Here is a 22144-nt window from a genome sequence, read left to right on the forward strand (position 1 = left end):
CGCTCATTACCAAATGATAACAATACAGTTACTAACAGCATTTTTGCAATAGAGAAAAAGAGGGATGGACTTAATAGTATTTATGTCCTTCTTTTTCATAAACCTGGAATCTTGATTTAAATTAAGCAATCGATTGCATAAAATAAAATTCTGGTGAAGATTGCATCAGGAAGAGAGGAAATCACATTAATACCACTGGAAAAACCTTCGTTCAAAAATTTAAGGGAAGGGAGCGATGTGCCGGACAAAATGTTCAGGGATTATCTGATCCTACTGCTGGCAAAAGCTGGCAGGCCATCTGGTTGTATAGAACAAAGAAACAAACAATGAAAATGCTTTTCATAGTATCAGCATATGAACAAAATGGAACCAGGCTCCCAAAGCATCTGCCTGAAAGCTTTACTACAAGCGTGACCGGGAATATTGCCCTTTGATAATTTACCGGTGCTGTTTAAGCAATGATGTATTGAATTTTTGAGGTTAAAAGAAAATAGTGCTTACTGTAAAGATCATAAAACAAAAAACGCCCCGTAATTGCGGGGCGTTTTTTGTTTCGTCATGGATGCTGATAAAGATGGTAAACAAGGGTTCCTGATGGCGGCAGGCCCGGCCCGCCATTGGTATATCCCAGCGCTACCAAAGTTCGGTTAACTGGATTGGTGTCGGCATCGCTGACAATTTCTGCATTTGCCAACGTGCTCCAGGCAACAAACTGGCCGGAGGGGGTGTACCAGGCGTAGTTAATGATGGCAGGTCTTGCTGTTTGAGTTTGGGTCTGTTTTGTGGAAAATGAGCTTAACAGAAAGATCCCGGCGAATAGTGGGAAAAAGAGAAGGGCTTTCACGTTTTTCATGTGAAAATGTTTAATGGTTAAGAGGAGTATATCATTTAAATCTACAAAACAGATTTGAACAATCAAAGAACATTTCAGAACATGTTTGTATGAATTGTGTAACAGCCGGATTATATGGGCAAACGGTATTTACAGGTTTCCCGATTTAAGTTATTTACATACATTAGCGGCGTAAAAATGTTAATCATGGAATATGTAAAAGAATATGTTGTTAATCCTGATCATATAGACGTTCAGGGAATAATGGATGGTCTGTTTTACCCGTTTTACATGGAATATTGCAGGCATGAGTTTATAAAAGATGTTCTTGGATTTGGCCTCGAAGAAGAAGCAAAAAAAGGAATAAATATGGTTTTGTCTCAGTATACCATCAATTTCCTTCGTTCCCTCAAGAAGGATGATAGATTTACAGTAACCTGTGAATTGTTTGCGGATAAAAGTGGCAAACCTCAAATACATTTTGAACAAAAAATAATTCTAAACGGAAAGATCGTTACCAAAGCGGTTTTCACGGGAACCTGTGTACCTGCTACCGGTGGACGGCCATTCCTCCCGGATTCAATCAAAGAAAAACTGATCACAGCACCTGTATTGGAATCTTAATAAAGTACAATCCGGCAAATACAGGGATAAATTAAACCCAAAATGAAATTTACAAAACTGGTCCCCAATATATTTTATACAGACATTAAAGTAGGCCTCCGGCTTTTTGTTGAATGCCTGGAGTTTAGTATTGGGCACGATGAATTGAGCTCTGAAGATCCTTTTTGTGTGATTGAAAAAGATGAATTGCGTATCAACCTTTTTCAAAATAAGGAGTATGCAGAAAAAGACCGGCCTGAATTCAGGCTGGTAACAACTAATATTGATGAGGTGTATAAAAAGGTAGCATCAACGCATCCGGAATTACTGCATCCCAATCTCAACAAAATTACACTCCGGCCATGGGGCGCCAGGGAATTTGCATTGAAGGATGAATCCGATGTTTGTATGATCATTCAGCAATGGTAATTGCGGGTAGTGTTTATTCGCCATCGGGATCCACCACATCTGTTTGGGCTACACGCCCAACCTGTCCATCCTCCAGCCGTACCTTTATCCCTCTTGAATGATAGGCTGCTGATGTAAGCAGATCTTTAACAATGCCGTATGTTAACTTACCATTTCGCTGATCTTTTTTAAGGATAATGGCTACTTCCAGTCCGGGATAAATGTCTTTTCTATATTGGCCATCCATATGTTTTCTGTTTATCAGTTGTAAAATTATTGAAGGAAAACATCATTATGAAAACTTATGTATGATCTTTATCCAGGTGGAGAAGCCTTTACATCAAATTTTCGGTGCTTCTGGCCTTAGATATAGTAAGAAACAACCACAGATGATGGAAAATCCAAGGCCAGGATGCCAGAAAGCCAGGCCGGATGCTGACAACGCCAAAAGCAGGGTACCAATGGAACGCAGGCGGAATAAGCGGCGGGCTCTTTCATTATCATGGCGAAAATGGGGGATAGTTTGATAGATGAGGCCGAGATAGGTAAGGTTTACCAGGAAAAAGATAAAAGCATACATGGCAACCGGCACTGCTTCCAAACGGGTATCGGCCATCCAGGAGGTGAGAAAAGGGATCAGGGAAACAACAAACATGTGGCCGAAATTTGACCATATCAATCTCGATGTTGCATGCTTTGCATTTTTCAGCAGATAGTGGTGATTTACCCAGACGATAGCAATAAACAAATAGCTGGCAGCATAGCTGACCCATGTTGGCCACAGATGGCTCAATGCCTTAAATGTTGCCGGTTCCGGCTTTTTTAGGTCGAGCACCATAATGGTGATGATTATGGCGAAAATGCCATCAGAAAAAGCATTGATCCGTTCAAGGCTTTGTTCCCTGGATCGGTTCATTTCAGTTATGACGTTTCCCATAGCTGTTGCATTTTATGTGTTTAGGAATACCTGGATGTTTTCTCTGCCTTGCTGAGACAATTTCCGCTTCCGGGCGTTCCTGTCAGAAATCGCCCATTTGCCGAAAAAACTAGCCAGCCGAAAGACCCTAATTACTGCACTCACAGTAAGAGCGTAGCACGATAATCAACTAAGACACAAAATTAACAGCTATTTGGTTAAACAATTCTCCCGTTCTGTATCGGGAACGGGAGATGTTTAACCAGCTTGCAGACTAACAAATTGTAGCTTGAATAGTGTATATACCAGGATCTAAGTAGTGGCAACCAGTATTGGTTCGGCATTCGATAAGGAAAGTCCATCCTCCCTGCCGGCAAAATACTTACCTGAGAGGTCACTCCCTGATACAATTTCTGCATTCCGCAAACCCGCTTTAGCAGAAAGCTCCAGCATCTGCTCAGGTGTAAAAAAGCTGAGAAATGGCGTCCCTGCCGCCGCAGCTCCTTTCATGGCCATCTCAAGCAAACGTTGTTCGTCTGGATGCAGCAGGTCTTTCGGTAACAAGAACGACATGGCTAATGTAGAATGCGGGGCCAGGGATGCAACCTGCTGAAGCATACCCAGTACCGCCTCCTGTGTAAGGTACATGCTGACGCCGGTACAGGCAATGATTGCCGGGCTGTTGGTATCAAAACCGGCATTTTCCAGTGACAAAAGCCAGTTGGTATTTTTTTCAAAATCAACCGGAACGAACCGCAATCCATCTGGTATACCTAAGCCGAGTGCAACCAGGCGCTGCTCTTTCCATGCCTGTGTGCCGGGTTGGTCAATTTCGTAAACTGTTATTTTTGAGCCAAGCTCCTTTCGCCGTAAGGCAAAGGTGTCAAGGCCGGCGCCCAATATAACATACTGATGTATTCCACGATTAACGGCCGCTGCAACCAGATCTTCTACAAACCGCGCCCGCGTAACTATTGACAGGCGTGCCTGCCGGGTGCCTTCAGGATGCATGTCCGGCCGCTGTTGCCAGTTTGCTTCCGGGCCTGCCAGCTGCAGGCCGAGTTCATCTTCCAATATGTGTGGCGGTGCATCTACCTGCAGATGTAATGCTCTCCATAAAGCCACGCGCACGGCGGTATTATCCGGAATTGTTTTTTGCATAGACTAATTGTTTACATCATGAATGAGAACATTGACTCAGAAAAGGATTAACTGCCAGGAAAAATTGTATTTGTCTGAAAAGAAAGCAAACTTACGGCTGAAGCCATAACTATCCAGCGGCATCATCATGTGGCCTCCTTTTGAGAGTGACTGATAAAGCGTTTCAATTTCTATATCAGTTTCACAGTTTACGGCTATGGATACAGAAGAATTAAAGGAATAGCTGCCCTGTGGATCATCTGCTGCCATATATTCTCTACCTCCCAGTGAAAAAAGCACATGTTTGATCAAACCTTTTTCGGCGCCCGGCTCGCCCGGTTCAAATGCTTTTATCTCCTTTATTTCTGAATTGGGAAGGAGCGATGTATAAAATGTAACGGCCTCTTTCGTCTTCCCGCAATTATCGCCGGTAAACATCAGGAATGGTATCGTCTTTTGCATAAGTGTTCATTTAACTTAGGGCAAAGGTACCGGCTGCAATTAGTTTGAAATTGTACAAAAGCGACAGGCATTTTCTATGATTGCCATTCCGGAAAACCAGGCATCCGTTCAATGGTTTTACGCAGGTAAATGCGGGGGCTTGCTCCTGAGAACAGTTTAAAGTCGCGGATAAAATGAGACTGGTCATAGTAACCGATCGAATGCGCAAGATCTGTGAGGGAATGAAACCTGCCCTGCCGCAAAAATGCCAATGAGGTTTGGAACCGGCAGATACGTGTAAACAGGCTGGGGGCAATACCTATATGTGAGTGAAAGAGCCGTTCAAGCGAACGTCCCGATAAGTTGAGATCATGCAGTACACGGGATAAATTTGTGCCCTGTTGCAGCGCGTCAACAGCATATTCCACTTTTTTATTTCCACCTTCGTGACGGCGCACCTGTGCAAGCAGAAATGTAGACAAGCAATCAACCTGTTGTTGTAACGAGCTGCAATTGAGCAGCTGTTCTGTTAGAGATGTCTTGGTAAGCTGAGAGATACATGTATTTTGATGGGTCAGCTCATTTGCATTTAAGCCAAAGACTGATTTAAGCGCTGTTGGCTGAAAGCTTACGCCAATAGTGCGAAAACTGCCATAGCAATGTAATTGCCCATACTGTTTCGCCTGACCGAAAACAAATAACTGCGGCAACCGTTCTCCTTCAAAACCGGCGAATGCTTCCGGTTTCTCCTGAAAAATAAGTCCGGGTATACCATTACACATCGCAGTGAAGGTCTTTGGCGATACATCATCCGTTTGATCCTCCAGCATCCAGAAATGGCGGACATAATTTTTGAGGGATGCGGGAGGAGGAATTATCTGGAAGTTCATGCGATGATTTTTCAGGTGTAAAGATACGACGTAACCAGAGTATAGGTAATTGCATTAAAAAAGCCATTATGGTTGTATATATTTGATAGCGATGAGGCTATTAACAGAAAATGAATTAATCTGGTCTTCCATAGTTGCTAACAACCGCATGAATCGCAAGCGAAATGCCAGCGGGATAAACAGCTATGAAAGAGAGCTGAAATTTAAACCGGAAGTATATTTGAACACCTGTCTGAAGCAGCAGGGGCATGTAAAATGGCTGGACTTATGCTGTGGAGAAGGTAATGCATTAATTCAATATGCCAGGGAGTTAGCAGACAAGGGGTCTCAGCATCGGGGCACACTGCTGGGAATTGATCTTATAGACCAGTTTCAGCCAATCCCATCATTTGTCAGCTGCCTGCGATTTCAAATAAGTTCCCTGGTTAACTGGGAAAATGAAGATCAGTACGATCTGATCACCTGTGTTCACGGACTTCATTACGTTGGGGACAAGCTTAAGGTATTATCGCAGGGATTAAGATCTGTTAGTGATCAAGGATTAATTATGGCTAATTTGGATCTCAATAATGTTAAGATTGAGGGAGATTCGAAGGGGCAATATTTAAAAAAGTTGTTTATCGAGAATGAGATTGAATATAATGTCCGGAGAAAGCTAATTATTTGTAAGGGGTCAAGAAATATTAATTTCAACCTAACTTATAAAGGTGCAGATGACAAGACCGGACCTAATTATACAGGACAAGATGCGGTGGATTCTTATTATTCTTAACAGGTTAGGGGAGAATAATAAAAACAAAATGGCTTCCAGGCAACCGCCTGAAAGTCTTTTTTCTTGTACGCAACGATAGGCTCTGACAGGAAAGAATAGCCTAATGATAGGAAAAGCTACATAAAAATATGGGCAAGGATGCTGATACCTTTCTTCTTTTTCATAGCGATTATCTGTGCTTGAGTTAGACCTGGCATTACTCCCACCTATTCAGGTGCCGGTAGTAATGTAATATTTATAAAGTCACAAATTGGGTGAAACTTCATCCCCGGGTTATTCCTGTTCATTTGATTTGAGAAGGAGCGATGGTTTGAACACCTCATAGAATTGGCAGAGGGATCGAATGCAATCAGTTTATTGATGGAAAGAATACAAAAGGATTATATAAATTACTTTTCAATTTAGATTCAATGAAGGAACAAGAAATGAACTTAAATATCAGATATGATGCCCCTGATGAAGTTTGGGATAAAGTCCCTGTAATTTATGCACAACTTAACGGTTGGCTGGGATATGGCACTGGTGGTGATCATGGTGAAAGAGGAGTGCCATACTGGTTTAGTTTCAACGAGAATGAAAAACATATTTGCGCATCAGTGGAACCTGGCGGACTTCAATTTGCCGGGCTAATGGATACCGAAGAATGGGACATATGGGTTAAAGCCATTAAGGAAATTGCAACAAAAGAACTAGGCTATAAAGTTGGAGAAATCGAACAGGGAGAGGTGGATTTCTGACATTGGGCAATTCAGGCAATTTGCGATTATTTCAAATTTAGCAGGGAGGAGATAGTGCCCAATGCACCCCGGTTCTTCAATAAAAAAGCCCGACAACAAAGAGAGGAATTATGAATATTCAAAGCGATAAAAGTAAATCATAAGCTATCCACCGGAGACCTTAAGAACCGTGACAATTAGAGGATGACATATCTCGGGCTTTTATCACCAATAGCATTACCATGTTTATTATCTAAGCAAACAATATAGAATAGGATAATTGGCAAGTCGTACCGACATTGTGCTTAAAAAAAAGGCTTTCAAGCATCTGCCTGAAAGCCTCCTAGAAATTCGTAGCGAGAAAGGGAGTTGAACCCTTGACCTCAGGGTTATGAATCCTGCGCTCTAACCGCCTGAGCTACCTCGCCATATAAGCCCCTCTTTTTACGGAGGGAGTGCAAAGATAATGGTCAATCCTGAAATATCAAAAACTAATCAATTTTTCTTAATAAATCCCCGGTACCAGCCGCTTAGTATGCTTTTTATATTCCAGGTAATCCACCCCTAAAGCCTCCGACAGCATTGTTTCCTCCACATAGATCCGGTACAGGAAAGCGATCGTCACCGGTACAAATACCACCAGCAGAGCTACCCAGTTATTCATGGAAATGCCAAACCCCAGAAAAGAGAGCAGCGACGCTGAATAGGAGAGATGCCGCACATATTTGTACATCCCATCCCGCTTAACAGTGTGCCCTTCCCGGATGGCTACATTCACCGTAAAAAAACGGCCCAGGGAAATAATAGCGATCAGCCGCAGCACCATACCTGATATAATCAGCCCGATGCCTGTCAGGCCAATAACAGGGGACTTTATAATCGGGAAATAGGTCAGTTTAGAAATATTTACGGCCGCAATCACACAAACCATTACCGTTATCCATATATAGGTCAGGGAGTGTTTGGCTGGTTTTTTATCATTTTGCCCCGCACGCAGCACCCGGTTCAGGATAATCTCTGATGCAAACCAGCAGAAGTATATAATATTAAAGAACAGCTCCATGGCAGTCAGTTCTCCTAAAGATAACGGCTACAATAGCAATAAGCAAGACCGGAATTTATCTAAATTACGAGGCAGAACTGCTCTCCACGGCTATGAAATTTTACCGCAGTCAACCAGTCTAACTTTAGGTTCTCCCTTAAAATAACCGGTATGGAACAGTTACACCTGCCGCAGATCTGTTGTCCGTTCCCGGCCAGCATCAGCCATCAGTTGGATGATGTGCATGCGCATAATATGTATTGGGTACAGCAATTCAGCCTGGCGCCCACTCCTCAGCTAATGGCAGCTTACCGCCAGGCCAGGTTCCCCTGGTTCGTTTCCCGTATCTATCACACGGCCGGTTACTTAGAGCTTTGCCTGGCCTGTGATTTCTGTACCTGGCTGTTCAGGGTAGATGATCTATTGGAACAGCTGGGAGGCAACAAACGGCAGCATGAGCGTATGGTGCAGGAAATGATCCGCGTACTGGAACAAGGACAGACTAGTGTATTGAGTGAGCAGGCAGCTTTAGCCGCCGGGTTAATGGATATCTGGGAGCGCATGAAAACCCTTTGCCCACCGGGCTGGCAGCGCCGCTTTATAAACAACATGAAGAACCTGTTTGATGCCACCTGCTGGGAAGCGGATAACCGGTTTGCTGCCCAGCCACCCGGCATAGCCGAGTATATTAAAATGCGGCCTTACACTAGCGCCATGTACCCTTGTATTGACCTGATAGAGATGATGGGCCAATCCTGGCTGCCGGACGAGATCCGTTTGCATGATGCGGTGCAGCAGCTTACCCTTACCTGCATAGAGGCCGTATGCTGGATAAACGACCTGGTTTCTTTTAATAAAGAACAACGGATCAACGAGCCGCATAATGTAGTACTGTTGCTGCAGGGCGAGCATCATTTAAGCCCCTATGATGCTATCCGCGAAGTAACAGAGGTCTGTAATGAAACCATCCGTCACTTCCAGTTCCTGGAAAAGAAATTGCTTACAGGCGGAAAGGTGGTGCACAAAAATTTGCCGCATTATACGGCAGGGCTCCGCTCCTGGATACGGGGAAACCTTGACTGGAGCCTCTTTGATACAGAACGTTATGGTGTAAAGGTGGTAAAGCGGGATGAAGAATATTTATCATTCAGTAAAATATTCCTGGAGGAATAACTGTAAAGCAGTGCGCGCACATTCCCCCTTTTCATAACTACACAAAGGCAGGCTATAACACAAGGCTAGCCTCAAAAGATAAGGGCAACTTTTTTTCATAGCCGCCCAAAAAAATAGCCACCTATGCCGGGTGGCTATTCATGTAAAATCTAAATATTAAAATGTATCAATCCAAAATTAACTCCATTTGAATGTTGGCCCTTTCATAAGGTGAGGGCGGGCCGGTTATTTTCTTAAACCCCAGTTTGTGGTAAAGGTTAATAGCCGGCTTTAAAATAGTATTGCTTTCCAGGTACAGGCGATGAGCGCCAATGCTGCGGGCCTTTTCTATAATAGCATTCCCCAGCAGCCAGCCAATGTTCTTACCGCGCGCTTCCGGCGACACGGCCATTTTGGCCAGTTCATAACCGCCGTCTTCCATTTTAATAAGGGCACAGGTACCCACCGGTTCATCATTATAAACAGCCATCAGGATATATCCGCCTTTTTGCAGAATGTATTCTTTAGGATGGTCCAGCGCTTTGTAGTCAGCCGCTTCCATTTTAAAATAAGTAGTGATCCATTCTTCGTTCAGCTTCCTGAATGCTGCTGCGTGTTTGGGCTGGTAATCTATGATCTGCACCTCTGTGCTTTCCCGTTGTTTTTTCTCCTCCTGCACGCGCCGCAGCAGGCTTTTCTGCTCTAATAAGAACTCCCATTCTGCAATGCCTTTCCACAGGTCGTACTGCGTGGTTTTCATGGCAGTATCCACTGCAGCGCCTACATCTTTATACTGGTCCTGTATTTTGATGCCGATGGCTTCCCCGGCAGCGGAGAGGGTAATGTAGTTCTTACGCCCGTCCTTTTTACCTTTCTTCTCTTTTACATATCCCTTCTTAGCCATTTCCCGTACAATCTGGCTTACAGAAGGATGGGTGTGTCCGATCTCCTGCGCTATTTCTGTAATGGTCCTTTCCTCCCCGCGGGATAGCACATAAAATACCGGGAACCATTTAGGCTGCATGTCAATAGCATACAGGCTGTAGATCTGTGAGGCCTCTTCCGTTAGCAGATCGCTCAGGCGCCGCAGCCGGCTGCCCAGGGCCATTTTTCCTATTTCATCATAAAAATCCATAACTATATCTTTAATTACGTAACTGCTTACGTAAATGTATGGAGAAATATTTTTCCAGCCAAAATTTGTTGCCCTGGCTTATTAGGAACCGTGTGTTTTCCGCCGGCTGCCTTTGGGACCGGTTATAAATCTAGTTACTGTAGCTCGTTGAGGACCGTAAGCTTTCCGTCAGGATACTTTTGCGCCCGGTTGCAAATTTTGCTGCCAGATGGGAAAAGAGAAAAACCAGGCTGTAAACCAACATCAGTCCCTCATTGTAAACTTCAAACAGGATTATTTAACCAGGGTATAAACCTATTCCAGAGCAAAGCACGCTATGTTTCTCCCATGTCCTTCCCATGAGTTTCTCATGTCTTTCCCTACTAAATCCCATGTTTTTCCCTAGTGAATCCCTGGTGAAGTTCATGTCAGGGCATATTTCCTCCTCCCTTCCCCCCATGCATCCGCATATGGCTCGCTTCCAGCAAAAGAGTGATCATATGTGCCGATAATCCATCCGACCGCTTGTAAAACGCATACCGCAATGCCGCTTCCCGGAAAGAATAGTTGCCCAGAAAAGGTTTGTAAAATGCATACCGTATACCCATGTCCAGCTTGTAGCTGTTAAAGGTAGAAAGGTCGTAGTCAGATGTATAGAAACGCTCACTAAGAAGATGCTCCTTATAAGGTTTAAAATACTTACTGCCCTGCTGATTATAATATCGCAGCAGGGGAGATAAAGTAAGCCGGGGTGTTATTTTTACCGGCGCTTCCAGCTGCAGCGTATGTGCCGTAATCCCAAAGTTATCCCGGTAAAAACGGTAATAGGAACGCAGAATAACCCGCTGGCCCACGAAAGTGTTCAGCTGTAAGCCCAGCGGTACTTTCCACCTTTCCCGCGGCAGGTTCTCTACTTTTAAGCTATCGCCCAAAAAATATACACGGTGAAAAGGGGTGGATAATAATCCATGCTGGTATACCAGCTCCGGGAAAACAGCCAGCTGCATGCGTTCATTGATCACCTGGTACAAAGCAAAGCTGGCATTGTAAGAGCGGCGTTTGTACTCCGTAAACCATTCTTTATACCGCAGCTCCTCCGGGTAGATCAGCTTTTCAGGTGAAAAATGATCAGGATCCAGCCGGCCCCAGCGCAGGTCGTCCAGGAATACCTGCAGGGAAGCGCTCACTTCACGGGTACTACTGGCATTTGCCTGGCTCAGGGTTATGCCAATGGGCACAGAAAAATAATCGGATTCAATAGAAAAGCCGGAGTGGATACCTACCCGTACACGGGACCGCCGTAACAGCCGGCTGTAACCGGCATCCAGGTGAGTACGGGCATCTACCCGGGAGGCAGAGGAAACGATATGATCTATTTTATCAGTGGATGCAGAGGTGATCACATCCACTCCCATATTTACATGAAAGGTATTTACAGAATCGCGTTTGTGCGTAATAGTTATCTCAGGTGCATATACCTGTAATGCCTCCGTACCTATGCCGCCGGTAACCGCGGAATGATCGCCTTCCTGTGTGTAATAAGAAAATAACAGCTGCACATCCGTTTGCGATACCCGCTGCTTTTTATATGTACTGTCTTTTGCCTTTTGTGCAGATGCAGATAAAGCCGTTGCTAAAAGTCCTAATACCAGATATTTCTTTTTCATGCCCTGATTCAGTTACAGCCGCATCCTCCGCTGGCTTTGCCGTTGCCGCCACCGCTGGCGCCTTCGCGGTAAGTATGTGCACCTTCTTCAAATTTTTCTATGTCGGGTTTGCCAGGTTGCATATTTTCATCATTCAGGTAAGCCCGCTGGTAAGGTTTTACACTTACACAGCTGTGCAGCGCAAATATCAGCACCGCTATCATGAATAAAATATACCACCTTGTTGTATTATGCTGTTGCATGGATATTAATATGCCTGGATTGAAAAACCTGGTTCTCTGCATCTATAAGCAGGCAATGTACATTCGGTAGCTGATCTACCAAGTACATACCTGCCTCGCGCCCCATTACTGTTACGGCCGTAGCCAAAGCATCTGATAGTTCTGCACTGGGGCTCACCACCGTTACGCTTTTAATAAAGGGAACCGGCTTACCGCTCACAGGGTCTATGTTATGGGAATAGCGGATGCCGTTCTGCTCAAAGTATTGTTCATAATTACCGGAAGTAGCTACCGCCGCATTATTTACCGGGAGCCAAAGCATTATTTTAGAAGGATTGTCCGGGTCGGCAATGCCTATTTTCCAGGGGCTGCCATCCGGCTGCGTACCCCAGGCTGTGAGGTCGCCACTGGCATTTATTACGCCGCTTTTTACACCCTTAGCCATCCATAAGGCTTTTACCCGGTCTGCCGCATACCCTTTACCTACAGCGCCAAAACCAATACGCATGCCCTTGCGCGATAAGTAAGCGGTACGGTCCGCCTGTAATTGTATATGCTGGGAGCCCACTGCCTGCAGGGTAGCGGCCAGTGTAGCCGCATCCGGTAGCTGAAAGGAGCTGCCTTTAAAATTATATAATGCCTTTAATGCGCCTGCCGTAATATCAAACGCGCCCTGCGTAAGTGTGGATAAACGGATGCAGCGCGCCATAAGGGCATATACTTCCTCATCCACCCGCAGGGGCTGTACACCGGCTTGCCGGTTCAACAGCGAGGTTTGGGAAGTATCATTAAATTCTGTAAGTAATTGTTCAATACGTTGTATCTCCGCCACGCCTTCGTGTAAGCGTTGCTGTGAGATAGCCGCATCCTGCTCCACAATGATCAGCTCAAAGTCTGATCCCATTAACCGCAGCTGTACCTTATGGCTTTGCATACACGTTATTTTAGCATTTGCCGCACAGTGGTAATAAAATCCCCCGCCGTCTGGTGGCTGAAAGGTACTTGCGCTAACATTTTTTTAGCAGGGGTCAGCAGCACTATCTGCGGAAAAGCTCCATGGGGATTAAACTGCTCCGCCAGCGATTCATACTGTGTTTTCAGTGGAGCCGGTATTTTTTTACGCTGTGGAAAGTCGGCTTCCAGCAACACCAGCTTGTCATGTGCAAAATGCTGAAAGCTGCTATCGGCCAATATGGTTTTATTAAACTGTATACAGGGAATGCACCAGTCAGACCCGGAAAAGATCAACAGCACTTCCTTGCCGGAGGTTTGCGCCAGCGTAAATGCTTCATCCGGGTTTTTAAGCACCTGCGCCTGTGCAAAAGCAGTAGTAAAAAGTAATAACAACAGCAAGGTTCTGAACATAGGTAATATCATTACACATTACAAAATTAGGGATGTTGTTACGTAAGGCCAATATTAAATTTTAGCTGGATGTTCCTTCCCCCGGTGGTTTCTCCGGTTTCCACTGTTGTAAAATGGTGGGATCCACAGACTTAATATGCAGCTCCCGCTGTGGAGAGGGGATCTGGATGCCTGCTTTTTGCAGGTTTTCGTATATGCGGATCAGTACATCGTGCTGTAAGGTGCCGGCAAGGCCCAGGTCCAGGATCCAGAAAAAGATGCGGAAGTTTACGGAGTTATCTCCAAACTGGTACAGCAGCACTACCGGTTCCGGGTTCTCCATCATGCCTTCCCAACCCTTTACAGTTTGTTTTAAAATATCCGTTACCTGTTTAAGGTCTGATCCGTATTCTACTCCGATCAGCAGCTCCACACGGCGGGTACGGTTGCTGAGGGTCCAGTTGATCAGCTGCTGGGAAATAAGATCCCCATTGGGTACAATTACTTCAGAACCATCATACGCGGAGATCTTACTGGAGCGGATGCCTATTTCCTTTACCACGCCGGAGCGGGTGCCCAGCTCGATTACATCGCCTACTTCAATAGGTTTTTCAAAGGCCAGTATTACACCGGATACCAGGTTGTTCACAATATTCTGCAGGCCAAAACCAATGCCCACCCCTAATGCGCCTATCACAATGGCCAGCTTATCCATCGGTATGCCGGAAGCCGCAAAGGCCAGCAGCACGCCCAGCCCCAATACCGCCAACCGTATCAGCAAAATGGCAGATCCCAGTTTTTTCTTTTTACCGATACCGGCGTTTTGCCCGGTGTCGCCAAACATATAGGCGATCATCTGTGTAATTACAGTAGATACCCAGAGCACCAGCAAAAAGATGATCACACTGCTGAACGTAAAGGTAGTATTACCAATGGTACGGCCGGTTTCCAGGAACTCACTGATCGCCTCATAAATATTATCAAACACATACAGGTTGCGGGCTATCAGCATTAGCCAGGTAATGGTGGCAAACAGGTACAGGAATACTTTTAAGCGCGACTGTACATTCTGAAAATCAATAAAGGAAATAAAAGTGCTGGAATGCTTATTCGCCTCTACCTGCAGGTACACCGCCTCCATCAGCAGGTCCACAAAAAATATCAGGTTAACGGCCATGGTTATACTAATAGCAGCTGTAGCGCCAATGATCTTGGCGGCCGTAACACGGCCGGTTAGCACCAGCAGCAGAGAAAAAGCGCTCATCACAATAAACAGCATCAGCATGTTGCGGGAATATTTAGGCAGGGCCAGCGTGCTGTGTTTGGTTATTCTGCGTAAACGGATGCCTAATATAATGCAGGCAATAGCCGCCAGGAACAGCCCCCATTGTTCCGCATTGGTGGCCTGTATGGTAAGGTTATTCAAAAAGTAAATGAACAGCAGCCCCACCAGCGCTATCCAGTGGTTCAGCAAATGCCGGGGTATGGAATGGCCTATCACATAGCTCAATGCTGTAATAGTAACCACCCAGTTTAGCTGGATGAACAGGATAGGATACTGCACGGAAAGCAGGCCAGCCAGCGTAAAAACAAAAATGAGCGTACTGGCCACCGGGAAACGGTATAATATACGGGAGTGCTGTAAAATAGCTTCTGCCTCCGTAGGTGGATGGCGCTGCCGGATCTTGCGGGTATTGTTATATGCCCAGAAAGCAAACAACCCTGCCAGCAATAACCAGATAACAAGCACCGGCCATTGCACAGAAAAAAAGATGAACAGTATCTGCAGGTTCTTGTACACAGAATCCTTTAACACGGTAAAGAATGTAGGTTCATACAACTGTTTTTTGGGTTGCCATAAGTAGGTATAATCTTTAATGAACATGCGCCGGCTGAAGTTGTCCAGCTGAAACTCCATATCGCCCAGCAGGTTGTTTACCGCTATGTAGCGCATTGCCACCTCGTTCTGCAGTAATCCAATTTGCAGAAGGGACTGTTTGTTAGACTTATCAATTTGCCGGAACTTCATAATAAGGCTGGTGAGCTGGCTGATGTAAAAGGTGCGCAGCTCGTCCTCCGTGGGTACGGCGCGCATGGCAGTATCTTTGCGTACCTGTTGCAGGGTATCGTTAATGTTCACCAGTTTTGCATAGTGCTGGAATAGATCATCCTGCCACATTTTTAAAATGCGGTTCAGCTGTACCAGCATTACTTTATTGGTATACAGGTCATGTACATTAGGGGTGCTGCCCAAAGCGGCAATATTGTTCTTGATCACATGCAGGGTGGAATCCATGAGTGGCAGCTTCTCCGTAATGTGGGCAGTATCATACCCCCGTTTAAGGGTGCTGCCCAGCTCATTCAGCATCAGCGTATAGCCTTCCAGCCGGTTAATGATAATGGCCACCGCGGTATCTGATACGCGGGAGCGGCTGGTATCCTTAGTGCTTTGTATCACCTGTTTGCTGATACGGGCGCTATCTGCCAGGGTAGAGTCCTGTAGGGCTTTTGCGGGTGGTTTTTTCCCTTTCTGGGCCTGTAACCCGGCACAGGGTAATAACAGTAAAAGCAGCCACAGTAGGCGGCGGCCATGTTTTTCAAAGATAGGCTTGTTCATGGTTACTGTATAAATACCCTGGCAATTTAAGGTATTCCGTTTACTTACCTGTAGCAATACAGCTAACAAACTCTGGCATTATTAATGATTACATAATACCGCTTGTGCCAATAAGCCGTTATATTCAGTCTTTAATTATATAATACAACATGGTGAAACAAACTTTACTGCTAGGTATTTTATTGATAGCAATGTTAGAAATGAAAGCGCAAACTACCTTCCCGGCTTTTGATAAAGAAGGCCACCGTGGCTGCCGCGGGCTCATGCCTGAAAACACCATACCCGCCATGAAAAAGGCCATTGACGTAGGGGTAACTACGCTGGAAATGGATGTAGTGATCAGCAAAGACAAACAGGTAGTGCTTTCCCACGATCATTACATTAACCCGCTGTTCAGCCTTACACCGGATGGAAAAGAGTTTGCAGCAGATGGAACCAATAACTACATTATCTATAAAATGGATTATGCGGAGGTTAAAAGATTTGATGTAGGCTCCAAAGCCCATCCTTACTTTCCGCGCCAGCAGAAAATAAAAACCCATAAACCATTATTGGGTGAGCTCATTGATTCAGTAGAAGCATATGCGCAGCAGAAAAAGAACCCACCCATGTGGTATAACATTGAAACAAAATCTGTAGAAGGGCATGATGGAGAATGGCAACCGGCCCCCGAAGAATTTGTAGACCTGCTGGTAGCCGTGCTGCAGCAGAAAAAGATCACAGACCGGGTAGTGATACAATCCTTTGATAAAAGAACGTTACAGGTGTTACACAAAAAATACCCGGATATAAAAACATCTTTCCTGGTAGGCGACGATAAATTAGGCGGACTGAATGGCGCGCTCACAGCGTTAGGTTTTACGCCTTTTGTATACAGCCCTAACTATAAGCTCGTAAACGCCCAGCTGGTGCAGAGCTGCAAAGAAAAAGATATTAAGCTCGTCCCCTGGACACCTGATACTGCTGAAGAAATTACCCAGCTGAAAGCCTTAGGTGTAGATGGCATTATTACAGATTACCCCGACCTGTTTTAATTCGTAACCACCCTCACTTTCTCCGCTATCGGCTTCAGCCTTCTGCCTTCAGGTAGCGCCTGGTCTGTATAACCCAGGTAAAAGAAACCCAGCACTTTATCCTGGTTGCGCAGGCCCAGGTAATCCTGCATGGCAGGGGTGTACGTCATACCGCCGGATCCCCAGTAAGCGGCTATTCCTTCCGCAGCAGCGCCTAACCACATATTCTGCACCGCGCAGGATACGGCCGCTATTTCCTCTATTTCCGGGATCTTGGGATTATCGCCCCGTTTCATGCAAATGGCAATAATATGGGAAGCCAGGTCGCCCTGGTGCTGTAATTTCTCGTAATTACCCGGAATGTATTGTGCGGCAGGGGTGTGGGTTTTATATAGCTCCGCATGATCAGTACAGAAACGTTTTACGCCCTCCCCGCTATACACTACAAAATACCAGGGCTCTGTATAACCATGGGTAGGGGCCCAGTTGGCAAGCTCCAGTAATTGCCGAATAGTTTCATCCGGTATTTTTTTGCCGTTCATGGCAGCCGGTTTGATCGTTCTTCTGTCTTTAATAAGTGTTACTAATTGCTGATCCATGTTCATCGTTCGTTTAATGCTTAATTCAATAGTTCTTTCCAGGCAGCAGGCAGGCGGGTTACCTTGCGTTGCGTATAATCAAAACATACCATGCCGGTTTTGGCTTCAGCTATTAAAATGCGGGTATCCTTACGCAGGGCGGTAATACGGTAGTACAGGTCAAAACCGGTGGCGCTGTGTTCTGCAGCAGCTACTTCAACTTCCAGCACATCGCCATGAAAGCTTTCGCCTTTATAGGTGATGGCTACATCGGTCATAATAAGGCCGGTGCCGCCGGCATTGTCCAGCTCTTTTAGATCACGGGCCTGCAGGTACTGGATGCGGGCTTCATGCATAATAGATAAGATGGCATCATTGCCAACATGTTTGCCATAGTTCAGGTCCTGTATACGGATGGGGATGTTTGTGCTGAAGTTAAACTGTGCTGGTAACTCTAATTTTACGCGTGCCATTATGGTTTTATTCGAATAGTTGCTATTGTATTGTTGTCGTTCAAAGGCTCACTTTATTGTAAGTGGTTCCCATTATTATTTTTCGCGCTCTGCAAAAAAGCTACCAGTTTGGCAAAGGCCCGGGCCCGGTGGCTATACTGGTTTTTCTCCGTAAGCTCCATTTCTGCAAAGCTGCGGGTAGCGCCTTCCGGCACAAATACCGGGTCATACCCAAACCCTTTGCTGCCTTTTCTTTCCAGTAATATATTACCGGGGCAAATGCCTTCAAACTGGTGTTCTGTTCCGTTAAGGATCAGGGAAATAACCGTGCGGAACTGTGCGCTGCGGTTTGTTTGCCCCTGCAGCTCCTGCAACATTTTGGCAATATTGTCATCCGCAGATTTTTGCTCCCCGGCATAACGGGCAGAGAGTACACCCGGCGCGCCCCCCAGGGCAAACACTTCCAGGCCGGTATCTTCAGAAAAGGAGTTTTGCCCCGTCATTTTATAAATGGTCTCAGACTTTTCCCGGGCATTTGCTTCCAGGGTATCATGCGGTTCAGGAATATCTATATCAATACCGGCTTCCTGCAGGGTAATAATTTCAAAAACATCGCCCAGCAGGGAGCGGATCTCTTTTATCTTGTTATCGTTGTTAGTGGCAAATACCAGTTTCATCCGTTGCGTTGATTTAATTCCGTAAAAAATGATCAGTATAGCTGTTAAAAAGTTTATTACTGATCAGTTGATTATAAAAAAAGTTGTTTTAAGCCATTCCACAATTTGCCCTTTAATACTTTGTCAGCAGCAATTAATTCCAAAGGATCAGAGAAGAGCAGCTGCACACCGCCTGCACTGTGTATCTGGTACGCAGGCAGCGGCTCCAAACCCAGGCTGGCAGGAGAAATACCAAACACCACACATTGTTTCATACTCACAGCCTGCTGCCACGCTGTTAAGGGTGATGCAGGGAAGCCTGCTATATTTACCAACGCAACATCCTGCATGCCCAGTTTACATGCATTTAATATATTAGTGAGCAGGTTAAACAATTCATCGTTTAAATACGCACCGCTTTCGTTTTGTATGACGAGTACGATGTTTTTTTGATTTTCTCCTAAAAATTTCACTTTAGGCAAGGGCTTTTGCTCTGCCGCAACAGGGGTGCTTTTCCCGGGAATGATAGGCTGGGTATATATTTTAGCCAGAAAGTATGGGTCCAGTTGCAATTGATCAAAAGACATAGATATTGATTTTAGTGATCACATGATCGTTCCTGCTGGGGAAAAATCAGTTTATTTGTGTAAAAATATCGAGATAAAATTGATAAACCATGATGGTAGTAGATTATCCAGGCGTAAATGCAACATTAATGGAACAGGCATTAAAGCAGATCAAGGTCAATAAAACCACTAACAGCCGTATTAATGAAGTGGATTTTAATAACCTGGTGTTTGGGAAAAAGTATGCAGACCATATGCTGGTAGCTGATTTTGATGGTGAACAATGGCATAACGCGGAGATCCTGCCCTTTCAACATATTTCTGTAAGTCCTTCCAACGCAGCCTGGCATTATGGACAGGCTATCTTTGAAGGTATTAAAGCTTATAAAGATCAGGAAGGTCATCCCATGATCTTCCGTCCGTACGATAACTACGGGCGGTTTAACATCTCTGCAGAAAGAATGGGCATGCCCTCCGTACCGGAGTGGCTTTTCATTGGGGGGATGGCTATGCTCATTGACCTGGACCGTAACTGGGTGCCAACCGGCGAAGGATGTTCTTTATACCTGCGTCCTTTTATGATCGCTGCCGATGAATTCATTGGCGTGCGCCCCTCTGATACCTATAAGTTTGTGATCATCAATTCTCCTTCCGGAGCATATTTTAATAAACCCATTAAGCTGCTGGTGCAGGATAAATATATCCGTGCCTTTCCCGGTGGGGTAGGGTATGCCAAGGCGGCAGGTAACTACGGCGGGGCTATGTACCCTACCATGCAGGCCCGCAAGCAGGGTTACGACCAGATCCTCTGGGTAGATGGAATGGAGCACAAATACCTGCAGGAATGCGGTACTATGAACGTATTTACCATCATTGGCAATAAAGCGCTGACCCCGGATCTGAATCAGGGCACTATTTTGGCAGGGGTAACCCGCGCCAGTGTAATGACGCTGCTGGAAGAGATGGGCCTGACCCTGGAAGAAAGACCAGTATCTATTGACGAGATCGTAGCAGCCTGGAAAGCAGGCACCCTGCGCGAAGTATTTGGCACCGGCACCGCCTCCAGTGTAGCTTATGTAGAGCAGCTGGATTATAAGGACCATCATATTAAGCTGGATACCGCTAAATACGAAGTAGGTGCAGAGGTGATCCGCCGCCTGGATGCTATCCGTACCGGGAAAGTAGCGGATGAAAAAGGATGGAACTACCGTATTGATAAATAATTAGTTTTAGTTGTGTTATGTTCACAGGCTGTTTCTTAGTGGAACGGCCTGCTTTTTTATAGACCATTCTTGTTAACAGGGGCGGCATTCTCAAATGGATTCTGTATTTTTGCCCTCCGCTTTTTTAAACACTTGTGCCATGACTTTAGATGCCTTTATTGCCTCACTGAGCCAGGCAGCGCCGCCCGCAGGGCTGAGCGGGCCTTTACAGGCACTTTGGTGGGATGGTAAGGGCGACTGGGAACAGGCGCATAACGTGGCGCAGGATATTGATAACAGCACCGGCTCCTGGATCCATGCCTACCTGCACCGTAAGGAAGGCGACCGGTCCAATGCCGCCTACTGGTACACCCGGGCAGGTAAAAGCATGCCGTTCAGCACCCTGGAAGAGGAGTGGAGGGATATTACCGCCGCTCTTTTATAAGATGCCGCTGTAAAGACCGTGGTGTTTCAGGAAAGAATTTTTGAGCAGTTATGAGCCTACCCGGCTTTAATTAAAAGGAGATCTTGCAGCCCTTAGGAGGTAATTTCCTGCTTTTTTAGCGCTGGCGCGAGTTTTTTTGGAATTTGGAAGTAAGTAATTTGGAATTTATCATAGTTCGGTTTACCTTTGCCCTCCCAAAATCCTTTACTGGACTTTGGAATGTCATTGTAAACCGACAGCAAAAAAAATTAGGTAAAGAATGCCTACTATACAACAATTAGTAAGAAAAGGAAGAGAAATTATCCGGGCTAAATCCAAGTCCAGAGCTCTTGATAGCTGCCCCCAGCGCCGGGGTGTATGTACACGTGTGTACACTACAACGCCTAAAAAGCCTAACTCTGCGCTGCGTAAAGTAGCTAAAGTGAAGCTGACCAATAAAATAGAGGTGATCGCATATATCCCTGGTGAAGGGCATAACCTGCAGGAGCACTCTATCGTGTTGATCCGTGGTGGTAGGGTAAAGGATCTGCCGGGTGTGCGTTATCACATCGTACGTGGTTCCCTGGATACTGCCGGTGTGAAAGACCGCAAACAGAGCCGTTCCAAGTATGGTACCAAAAAGGAAAAGGCTAAGAAATAATCTTAATACTCAAGAGAAATTTTTCAGATAAATGAGAAAGCAAGCTGCTAAAAAATTACCATTGGCTCCGGACCCCCGGTTTAATGATAAACTGGTGACCCGTTTCGTGAATAACGTAATGGAGCAGGGGAAGAAGAGCATTGCCTATAAAATATTCTACGACGCCGTAGATAAAGTAAGCCAGATAACCGGTGATAACGGTTACGAGGTATGGAGAAAGGCTTTGAATAACGTAACACCCGCTGTAGAAGTTAGAAGCCGCCGTATTGGTGGTGCTACCTTCCAGATCCCTGCAGAGGTACGCGCCGATAGGAAAGTATCTTTAAGTATCAAATGGTTGGTACGTTACGCTAGTGAAAGAAATGGTAAGAGCATGGCTGAGAAACTGGCAAACGAGATCGTAGCTGCCAGCAAAGGTGAAGGCGCCGCTTTTAAGAAGAAGGAAGATACGCACCGTATGGCAGAAGCTAACAAGGCTTTCTCCCACTTCCGCATCTAGTTCAATCAGAAGCTAAACGCTGAAAATATATAGCAAAAAGCTGATCATAACGGAAACGTTGTGGTCAGCTTTTCGCATTTGGTATAGCCGCAGTTAAGCGTTCTATACTGTGCAGCGGCAGCGCCACCTCACCAAAGTCCGGCAGGCCATGTTTTTCAATGCCCATAAACTTCAATTCTAAGCCAGCTTAGCCCTACTCCGGATACTTCACGTATAAC

General features: G+C 45.5%; 27 protein-coding genes and 1 tRNA gene. 10 read left to right on the forward strand and 18 right to left on the reverse strand.

The genetic code is table 11. The features are described from left to right. Positions 1-556 precede the first annotated feature (556 nt). Positions 557-853, reverse strand: a complete 297-nt coding sequence (locus tag KVT36_RS14295; protein WP_217604181.1) for a hypothetical protein — start codon at positions 851-853, stop codon at positions 557-559. A 186-nt stretch (positions 854-1039) separates the two neighbouring features. Here KVT36_RS14295 and KVT36_RS14300 point away from each other — a divergent pair, with 186 nt between their 5' ends. Next, positions 1040-1456 (forward strand): thioesterase family protein, encoded by a 417-nt coding sequence (locus KVT36_RS14300; protein WP_217604182.1) that lies wholly within the window; start codon positions 1040-1042, stop codon positions 1454-1456. Positions 1457-1498: 42 nt separating this feature from the next. Then, positions 1499-1864: a hypothetical protein gene (locus KVT36_RS14305; RefSeq protein ID WP_217604183.1), complete on the forward strand. Its 366-nt coding sequence runs from the start codon at positions 1499-1501 to the stop codon at positions 1862-1864. 13 nt (positions 1865-1877) lie between these two features. On the opposite strand, the gene KVT36_RS14310 is transcribed toward KVT36_RS14305, so the two are convergent. From KVT36_RS14310 to KVT36_RS14330, 5 genes are all read right to left on the reverse strand, one after another. After that, complete coding sequence (locus KVT36_RS14310) at positions 1878-2090, reverse strand: YwbE family protein (RefSeq protein WP_217604184.1); 213 nt, start codon at positions 2088-2090, stop codon at positions 1878-1880. Between the two features lie 93 nt (positions 2091-2183). Continuing rightward, the gene (locus tag KVT36_RS14315) at positions 2184-2780 is read right to left on the reverse strand and encodes a TMEM175 family protein (protein ID WP_217604185.1); all 597 of its coding nucleotides are present in this window, start codon (positions 2778-2780) and stop codon (positions 2184-2186) included. 291 nt (positions 2781-3071) lie between these two features. Further along, positions 3072-3920 carry a class I SAM-dependent methyltransferase gene (locus KVT36_RS14320; RefSeq protein WP_217604186.1) on the reverse strand — a complete coding sequence of 283 codons (849 nt, stop codon included), beginning with the start codon at positions 3918-3920 and terminating at the stop codon, positions 3072-3074. A 36-nt stretch (positions 3921-3956) separates the two neighbouring features. Further along, positions 3957-4361 (reverse strand): VOC family protein, encoded by a 405-nt coding sequence (locus KVT36_RS14325; protein ID WP_217604187.1) that lies wholly within the window; start codon positions 4359-4361, stop codon positions 3957-3959. 74 nt (positions 4362-4435) lie between these two features. Then, positions 4436-5230 (reverse strand): helix-turn-helix domain-containing protein, encoded by a 795-nt coding sequence (locus KVT36_RS14330; RefSeq protein ID WP_217604188.1) that lies wholly within the window; start codon positions 5228-5230, stop codon positions 4436-4438. 91 nt (positions 5231-5321) lie between these two features. On the opposite strand from KVT36_RS14330, the gene KVT36_RS14335 reads away from it, so the two are divergent. Beyond that, positions 5322-6002, forward strand: coding sequence for a methyltransferase domain-containing protein (locus KVT36_RS14335; RefSeq protein WP_217604189.1), 681 nt, complete (start codon positions 5322-5324; stop codon positions 6000-6002). A 410-nt stretch (positions 6003-6412) separates the two neighbouring features. Beyond that, a complete protein-coding gene (locus KVT36_RS14340) occupies positions 6413-6739 on the forward strand; it encodes a hypothetical protein (RefSeq protein ID WP_217604190.1) in 327 nt (108 codons plus the stop codon). Positions 6740-7072: 333 nt separating this feature from the next. Here KVT36_RS14340 and KVT36_RS14345 read toward each other — a convergent pair. Next, a tRNA-Met gene (locus KVT36_RS14345) sits at positions 7073-7146 on the reverse strand. A 77-nt stretch (positions 7147-7223) separates the two neighbouring features. Then, entirely contained in the window at positions 7224-7781 is a 558-nt protein-coding gene (locus KVT36_RS14350; RefSeq protein ID WP_217604191.1) for an isoprenylcysteine carboxylmethyltransferase family protein, read from the reverse strand. 150 nt (positions 7782-7931) lie between these two features. Between KVT36_RS14350 and KVT36_RS14355 the strand changes: the two genes are divergently transcribed. Continuing rightward, positions 7932-8933: a hypothetical protein gene (locus KVT36_RS14355; protein WP_217604192.1), complete on the forward strand. Its 1002-nt coding sequence runs from the start codon at positions 7932-7934 to the stop codon at positions 8931-8933. Between the two features lie 166 nt (positions 8934-9099). Here KVT36_RS14355 and KVT36_RS14360 read toward each other — a convergent pair whose 3' ends face one another. The 6 genes from KVT36_RS14360 to KVT36_RS14385 form a co-directional block, all read right to left on the reverse strand. Continuing rightward, the gene (locus KVT36_RS14360) at positions 9100-10047 is read right to left on the reverse strand and encodes a bifunctional helix-turn-helix transcriptional regulator/GNAT family N-acetyltransferase (RefSeq protein WP_217604193.1); all 948 of its coding nucleotides are present in this window, start codon (positions 10045-10047) and stop codon (positions 9100-9102) included. 407 nt (positions 10048-10454) lie between these two features. Next, on the reverse strand, positions 10455-11693 hold the full coding sequence (locus KVT36_RS14365; protein WP_217604194.1) for a DUF3570 domain-containing protein: 1239 nt from the start codon (positions 11691-11693) through the stop codon (positions 10455-10457). Positions 11694-11701: 8 nt separating this feature from the next. After that, a complete protein-coding gene (locus tag KVT36_RS14370; RefSeq protein WP_217604195.1) occupies positions 11702-11935 on the reverse strand; it encodes a DUF4266 domain-containing protein in 234 nt (77 codons plus the stop codon). After that, complete coding sequence (locus tag KVT36_RS14375) at positions 11922-12848, reverse strand: FAD:protein FMN transferase (protein ID WP_217604196.1); 927 nt, start codon at positions 12846-12848, stop codon at positions 11922-11924. Before KVT36_RS14375 ends, KVT36_RS14370 begins: the two co-directional genes overlap by 14 nt. 5 nt (positions 12849-12853) lie before the next feature. Beyond that, positions 12854-13279 (reverse strand): thioredoxin family protein, encoded by a 426-nt coding sequence (locus KVT36_RS14380; RefSeq protein ID WP_217604197.1) that lies wholly within the window; start codon positions 13277-13279, stop codon positions 12854-12856. 61 nt (positions 13280-13340) lie between these two features. Then, positions 13341-15875, reverse strand: a complete 2535-nt coding sequence (locus KVT36_RS14385; RefSeq protein ID WP_217604198.1) for a mechanosensitive ion channel family protein — start codon at positions 15873-15875, stop codon at positions 13341-13343. Between the two features lie 149 nt (positions 15876-16024). Here KVT36_RS14385 and KVT36_RS14390 point away from each other — a divergent pair, with 149 nt between their 5' ends. Continuing rightward, positions 16025-16909, forward strand: a complete 885-nt coding sequence (locus tag KVT36_RS14390; RefSeq protein WP_254640003.1) for a glycerophosphodiester phosphodiesterase — start codon at positions 16025-16027, stop codon at positions 16907-16909. Here KVT36_RS14390 and KVT36_RS14395 read toward each other — a convergent pair. The 4 genes from KVT36_RS14395 to KVT36_RS14410 form a co-directional block, all read right to left on the reverse strand. After that, positions 16906-17487 carry a nitroreductase gene (locus KVT36_RS14395; RefSeq protein ID WP_217604199.1) on the reverse strand — a complete coding sequence of 194 codons (582 nt, stop codon included), beginning with the start codon at positions 17485-17487 and terminating at the stop codon, positions 16906-16908. The two genes, KVT36_RS14390 and KVT36_RS14395, sit on opposite strands and share 4 nt — an antisense overlap. 20 nt (positions 17488-17507) lie before the next feature. Beyond that, entirely contained in the window at positions 17508-17939 is a 432-nt protein-coding gene (locus KVT36_RS14400) for a thioesterase family protein (RefSeq protein WP_217604200.1), read from the reverse strand. Between the two features lie 53 nt (positions 17940-17992). Next, the gene (gene rdgB / locus KVT36_RS14405) at positions 17993-18595 is read right to left on the reverse strand and encodes an RdgB/HAM1 family non-canonical purine NTP pyrophosphatase (RefSeq protein ID WP_217604201.1); all 603 of its coding nucleotides are present in this window, start codon (positions 18593-18595) and stop codon (positions 17993-17995) included. Positions 18596-18666: 71 nt separating this feature from the next. Further along, a complete protein-coding gene (locus KVT36_RS14410) occupies positions 18667-19161 on the reverse strand; it encodes a hypothetical protein (RefSeq protein WP_217604202.1) in 495 nt (164 codons plus the stop codon). Positions 19162-19250: 89 nt separating this feature from the next. Here KVT36_RS14410 and KVT36_RS14415 point away from each other — a divergent pair, with 89 nt between their 5' ends. The 4 genes from KVT36_RS14415 to rpsG all read left to right on the forward strand — a co-directional run bounded on the left by KVT36_RS14415 (position 19251) and on the right by rpsG (position 21926). Next, positions 19251-20363, forward strand: coding sequence for a branched-chain amino acid aminotransferase (locus tag KVT36_RS14415; RefSeq protein WP_254640004.1), 1113 nt, complete (start codon positions 19251-19253; stop codon positions 20361-20363). 139 nt (positions 20364-20502) lie between these two features. Further along, a complete protein-coding gene (locus KVT36_RS14420) occupies positions 20503-20787 on the forward strand; it encodes a hypothetical protein (RefSeq protein WP_217604203.1) in 285 nt (94 codons plus the stop codon). A 259-nt stretch (positions 20788-21046) separates the two neighbouring features. Then, on the forward strand, positions 21047-21427 hold the full coding sequence (gene rpsL, locus KVT36_RS14425; protein ID WP_089918361.1) for a 30S ribosomal protein S12: 381 nt from the start codon (positions 21047-21049) through the stop codon (positions 21425-21427). A gap of 31 nt (positions 21428-21458) precedes the next feature. Further along, positions 21459-21926: a 30S ribosomal protein S7 gene (rpsG, locus tag KVT36_RS14430; protein WP_217604204.1), complete on the forward strand. Its 468-nt coding sequence runs from the start codon at positions 21459-21461 to the stop codon at positions 21924-21926. Positions 21927-22144: the final 218 nt, after the last annotated feature.

The sequence above is a fragment of the Chitinophaga sp. GbtcB8 genome (genome assembly GCF_019091455.1).
GTDB lineage: Bacteria > Bacteroidota > Bacteroidia > Chitinophagales > Chitinophagaceae > Chitinophaga.

Excerpts from the sequence above, each read along its gene's own strand:
- KVT36_RS14350 (WP_217604191.1), bottom strand. The coding sequence starts at position 7,781 with ATGGAGCTGTTCTTTAATATTATATACTTCTGCTGGTTTGCATCAGAG.
- KVT36_RS14400 (WP_217604200.1), bottom strand. The coding sequence starts at position 17,939 with ATGGCACGCGTAAAATTAGAGTTACCAGCACAGTTTAACTTCAGCACA.
- KVT36_RS14375 (WP_217604196.1), bottom strand. The coding sequence starts at position 12,848 with ATGCAAAGCCATAAGGTACAGCTGCGGTTAATGGGATCAGACTTTGAG.
- rpsG (WP_217604204.1), top strand. The coding sequence starts at position 21,459 with ATGAGAAAGCAAGCTGCTAAAAAATTACCATTGGCTCCGGACCCCCGG.
- KVT36_RS14325 (WP_217604187.1), bottom strand. The coding sequence starts at position 4,361 with ATGCAAAAGACGATACCATTCCTGATGTTTACCGGCGATAATTGCGGG.
- rdgB (WP_217604201.1), bottom strand. The coding sequence starts at position 18,595 with ATGAAACTGGTATTTGCCACTAACAACGATAACAAGATAAAAGAGATC.
- KVT36_RS14305 (WP_217604183.1), top strand. The coding sequence starts at position 1,499 with ATGAAATTTACAAAACTGGTCCCCAATATATTTTATACAGACATTAAA.
- KVT36_RS14355 (WP_217604192.1), top strand. The coding sequence starts at position 7,932 with ATGGAACAGTTACACCTGCCGCAGATCTGTTGTCCGTTCCCGGCCAGC.
- KVT36_RS14415 (WP_254640004.1), top strand. The coding sequence starts at position 19,251 with ATGATGGTAGTAGATTATCCAGGCGTAAATGCAACATTAATGGAACAG.
- KVT36_RS14340 (WP_217604190.1), top strand. The coding sequence starts at position 6,413 with ATGAAGGAACAAGAAATGAACTTAAATATCAGATATGATGCCCCTGAT.
- KVT36_RS14380 (WP_217604197.1), bottom strand. The coding sequence starts at position 13,279 with ATGTTCAGAACCTTGCTGTTGTTATTACTTTTTACTACTGCTTTTGCA.
- KVT36_RS14385 (WP_217604198.1), bottom strand. The coding sequence starts at position 15,875 with ATGAACAAGCCTATCTTTGAAAAACATGGCCGCCGCCTACTGTGGCTG.
- KVT36_RS14320 (WP_217604186.1), bottom strand. The coding sequence starts at position 3,920 with ATGCAAAAAACAATTCCGGATAATACCGCCGTGCGCGTGGCTTTATGG.
- KVT36_RS14365 (WP_217604194.1), bottom strand. The coding sequence starts at position 11,693 with ATGAAAAAGAAATATCTGGTATTAGGACTTTTAGCAACGGCTTTATCT.
- KVT36_RS14390 (WP_254640003.1), top strand. The coding sequence starts at position 16,025 with ATGGTGAAACAAACTTTACTGCTAGGTATTTTATTGATAGCAATGTTA.
- KVT36_RS14410 (WP_217604202.1), bottom strand. The coding sequence starts at position 19,161 with ATGTCTTTTGATCAATTGCAACTGGACCCATACTTTCTGGCTAAAATA.
- KVT36_RS14395 (WP_217604199.1), bottom strand. The coding sequence starts at position 17,487 with ATGGATCAGCAATTAGTAACACTTATTAAAGACAGAAGAACGATCAAA.
- rpsL (WP_089918361.1), top strand. The coding sequence starts at position 21,047 with ATGCCTACTATACAACAATTAGTAAGAAAAGGAAGAGAAATTATCCGG.
- KVT36_RS14295 (WP_217604181.1), bottom strand. The coding sequence starts at position 853 with ATGAAAAACGTGAAAGCCCTTCTCTTTTTCCCACTATTCGCCGGGATC.
- KVT36_RS14300 (WP_217604182.1), top strand. The coding sequence starts at position 1,040 with ATGGAATATGTAAAAGAATATGTTGTTAATCCTGATCATATAGACGTT.
- KVT36_RS14420 (WP_217604203.1), top strand. The coding sequence starts at position 20,503 with ATGACTTTAGATGCCTTTATTGCCTCACTGAGCCAGGCAGCGCCGCCC.
- KVT36_RS14315 (WP_217604185.1), bottom strand. The coding sequence starts at position 2,780 with ATGGGAAACGTCATAACTGAAATGAACCGATCCAGGGAACAAAGCCTT.
- KVT36_RS14330 (WP_217604188.1), bottom strand. The coding sequence starts at position 5,230 with ATGAACTTCCAGATAATTCCTCCTCCCGCATCCCTCAAAAATTATGTC.
- KVT36_RS14370 (WP_217604195.1), bottom strand. The coding sequence starts at position 11,935 with ATGCAACAGCATAATACAACAAGGTGGTATATTTTATTCATGATAGCG.
- KVT36_RS14335 (WP_217604189.1), top strand. The coding sequence starts at position 5,322 with ATGAGGCTATTAACAGAAAATGAATTAATCTGGTCTTCCATAGTTGCT.
- KVT36_RS14360 (WP_217604193.1), bottom strand. The coding sequence starts at position 10,047 with ATGGATTTTTATGATGAAATAGGAAAAATGGCCCTGGGCAGCCGGCTG.
- KVT36_RS14310 (WP_217604184.1), bottom strand. The coding sequence starts at position 2,090 with ATGGATGGCCAATATAGAAAAGACATTTATCCCGGACTGGAAGTAGCC.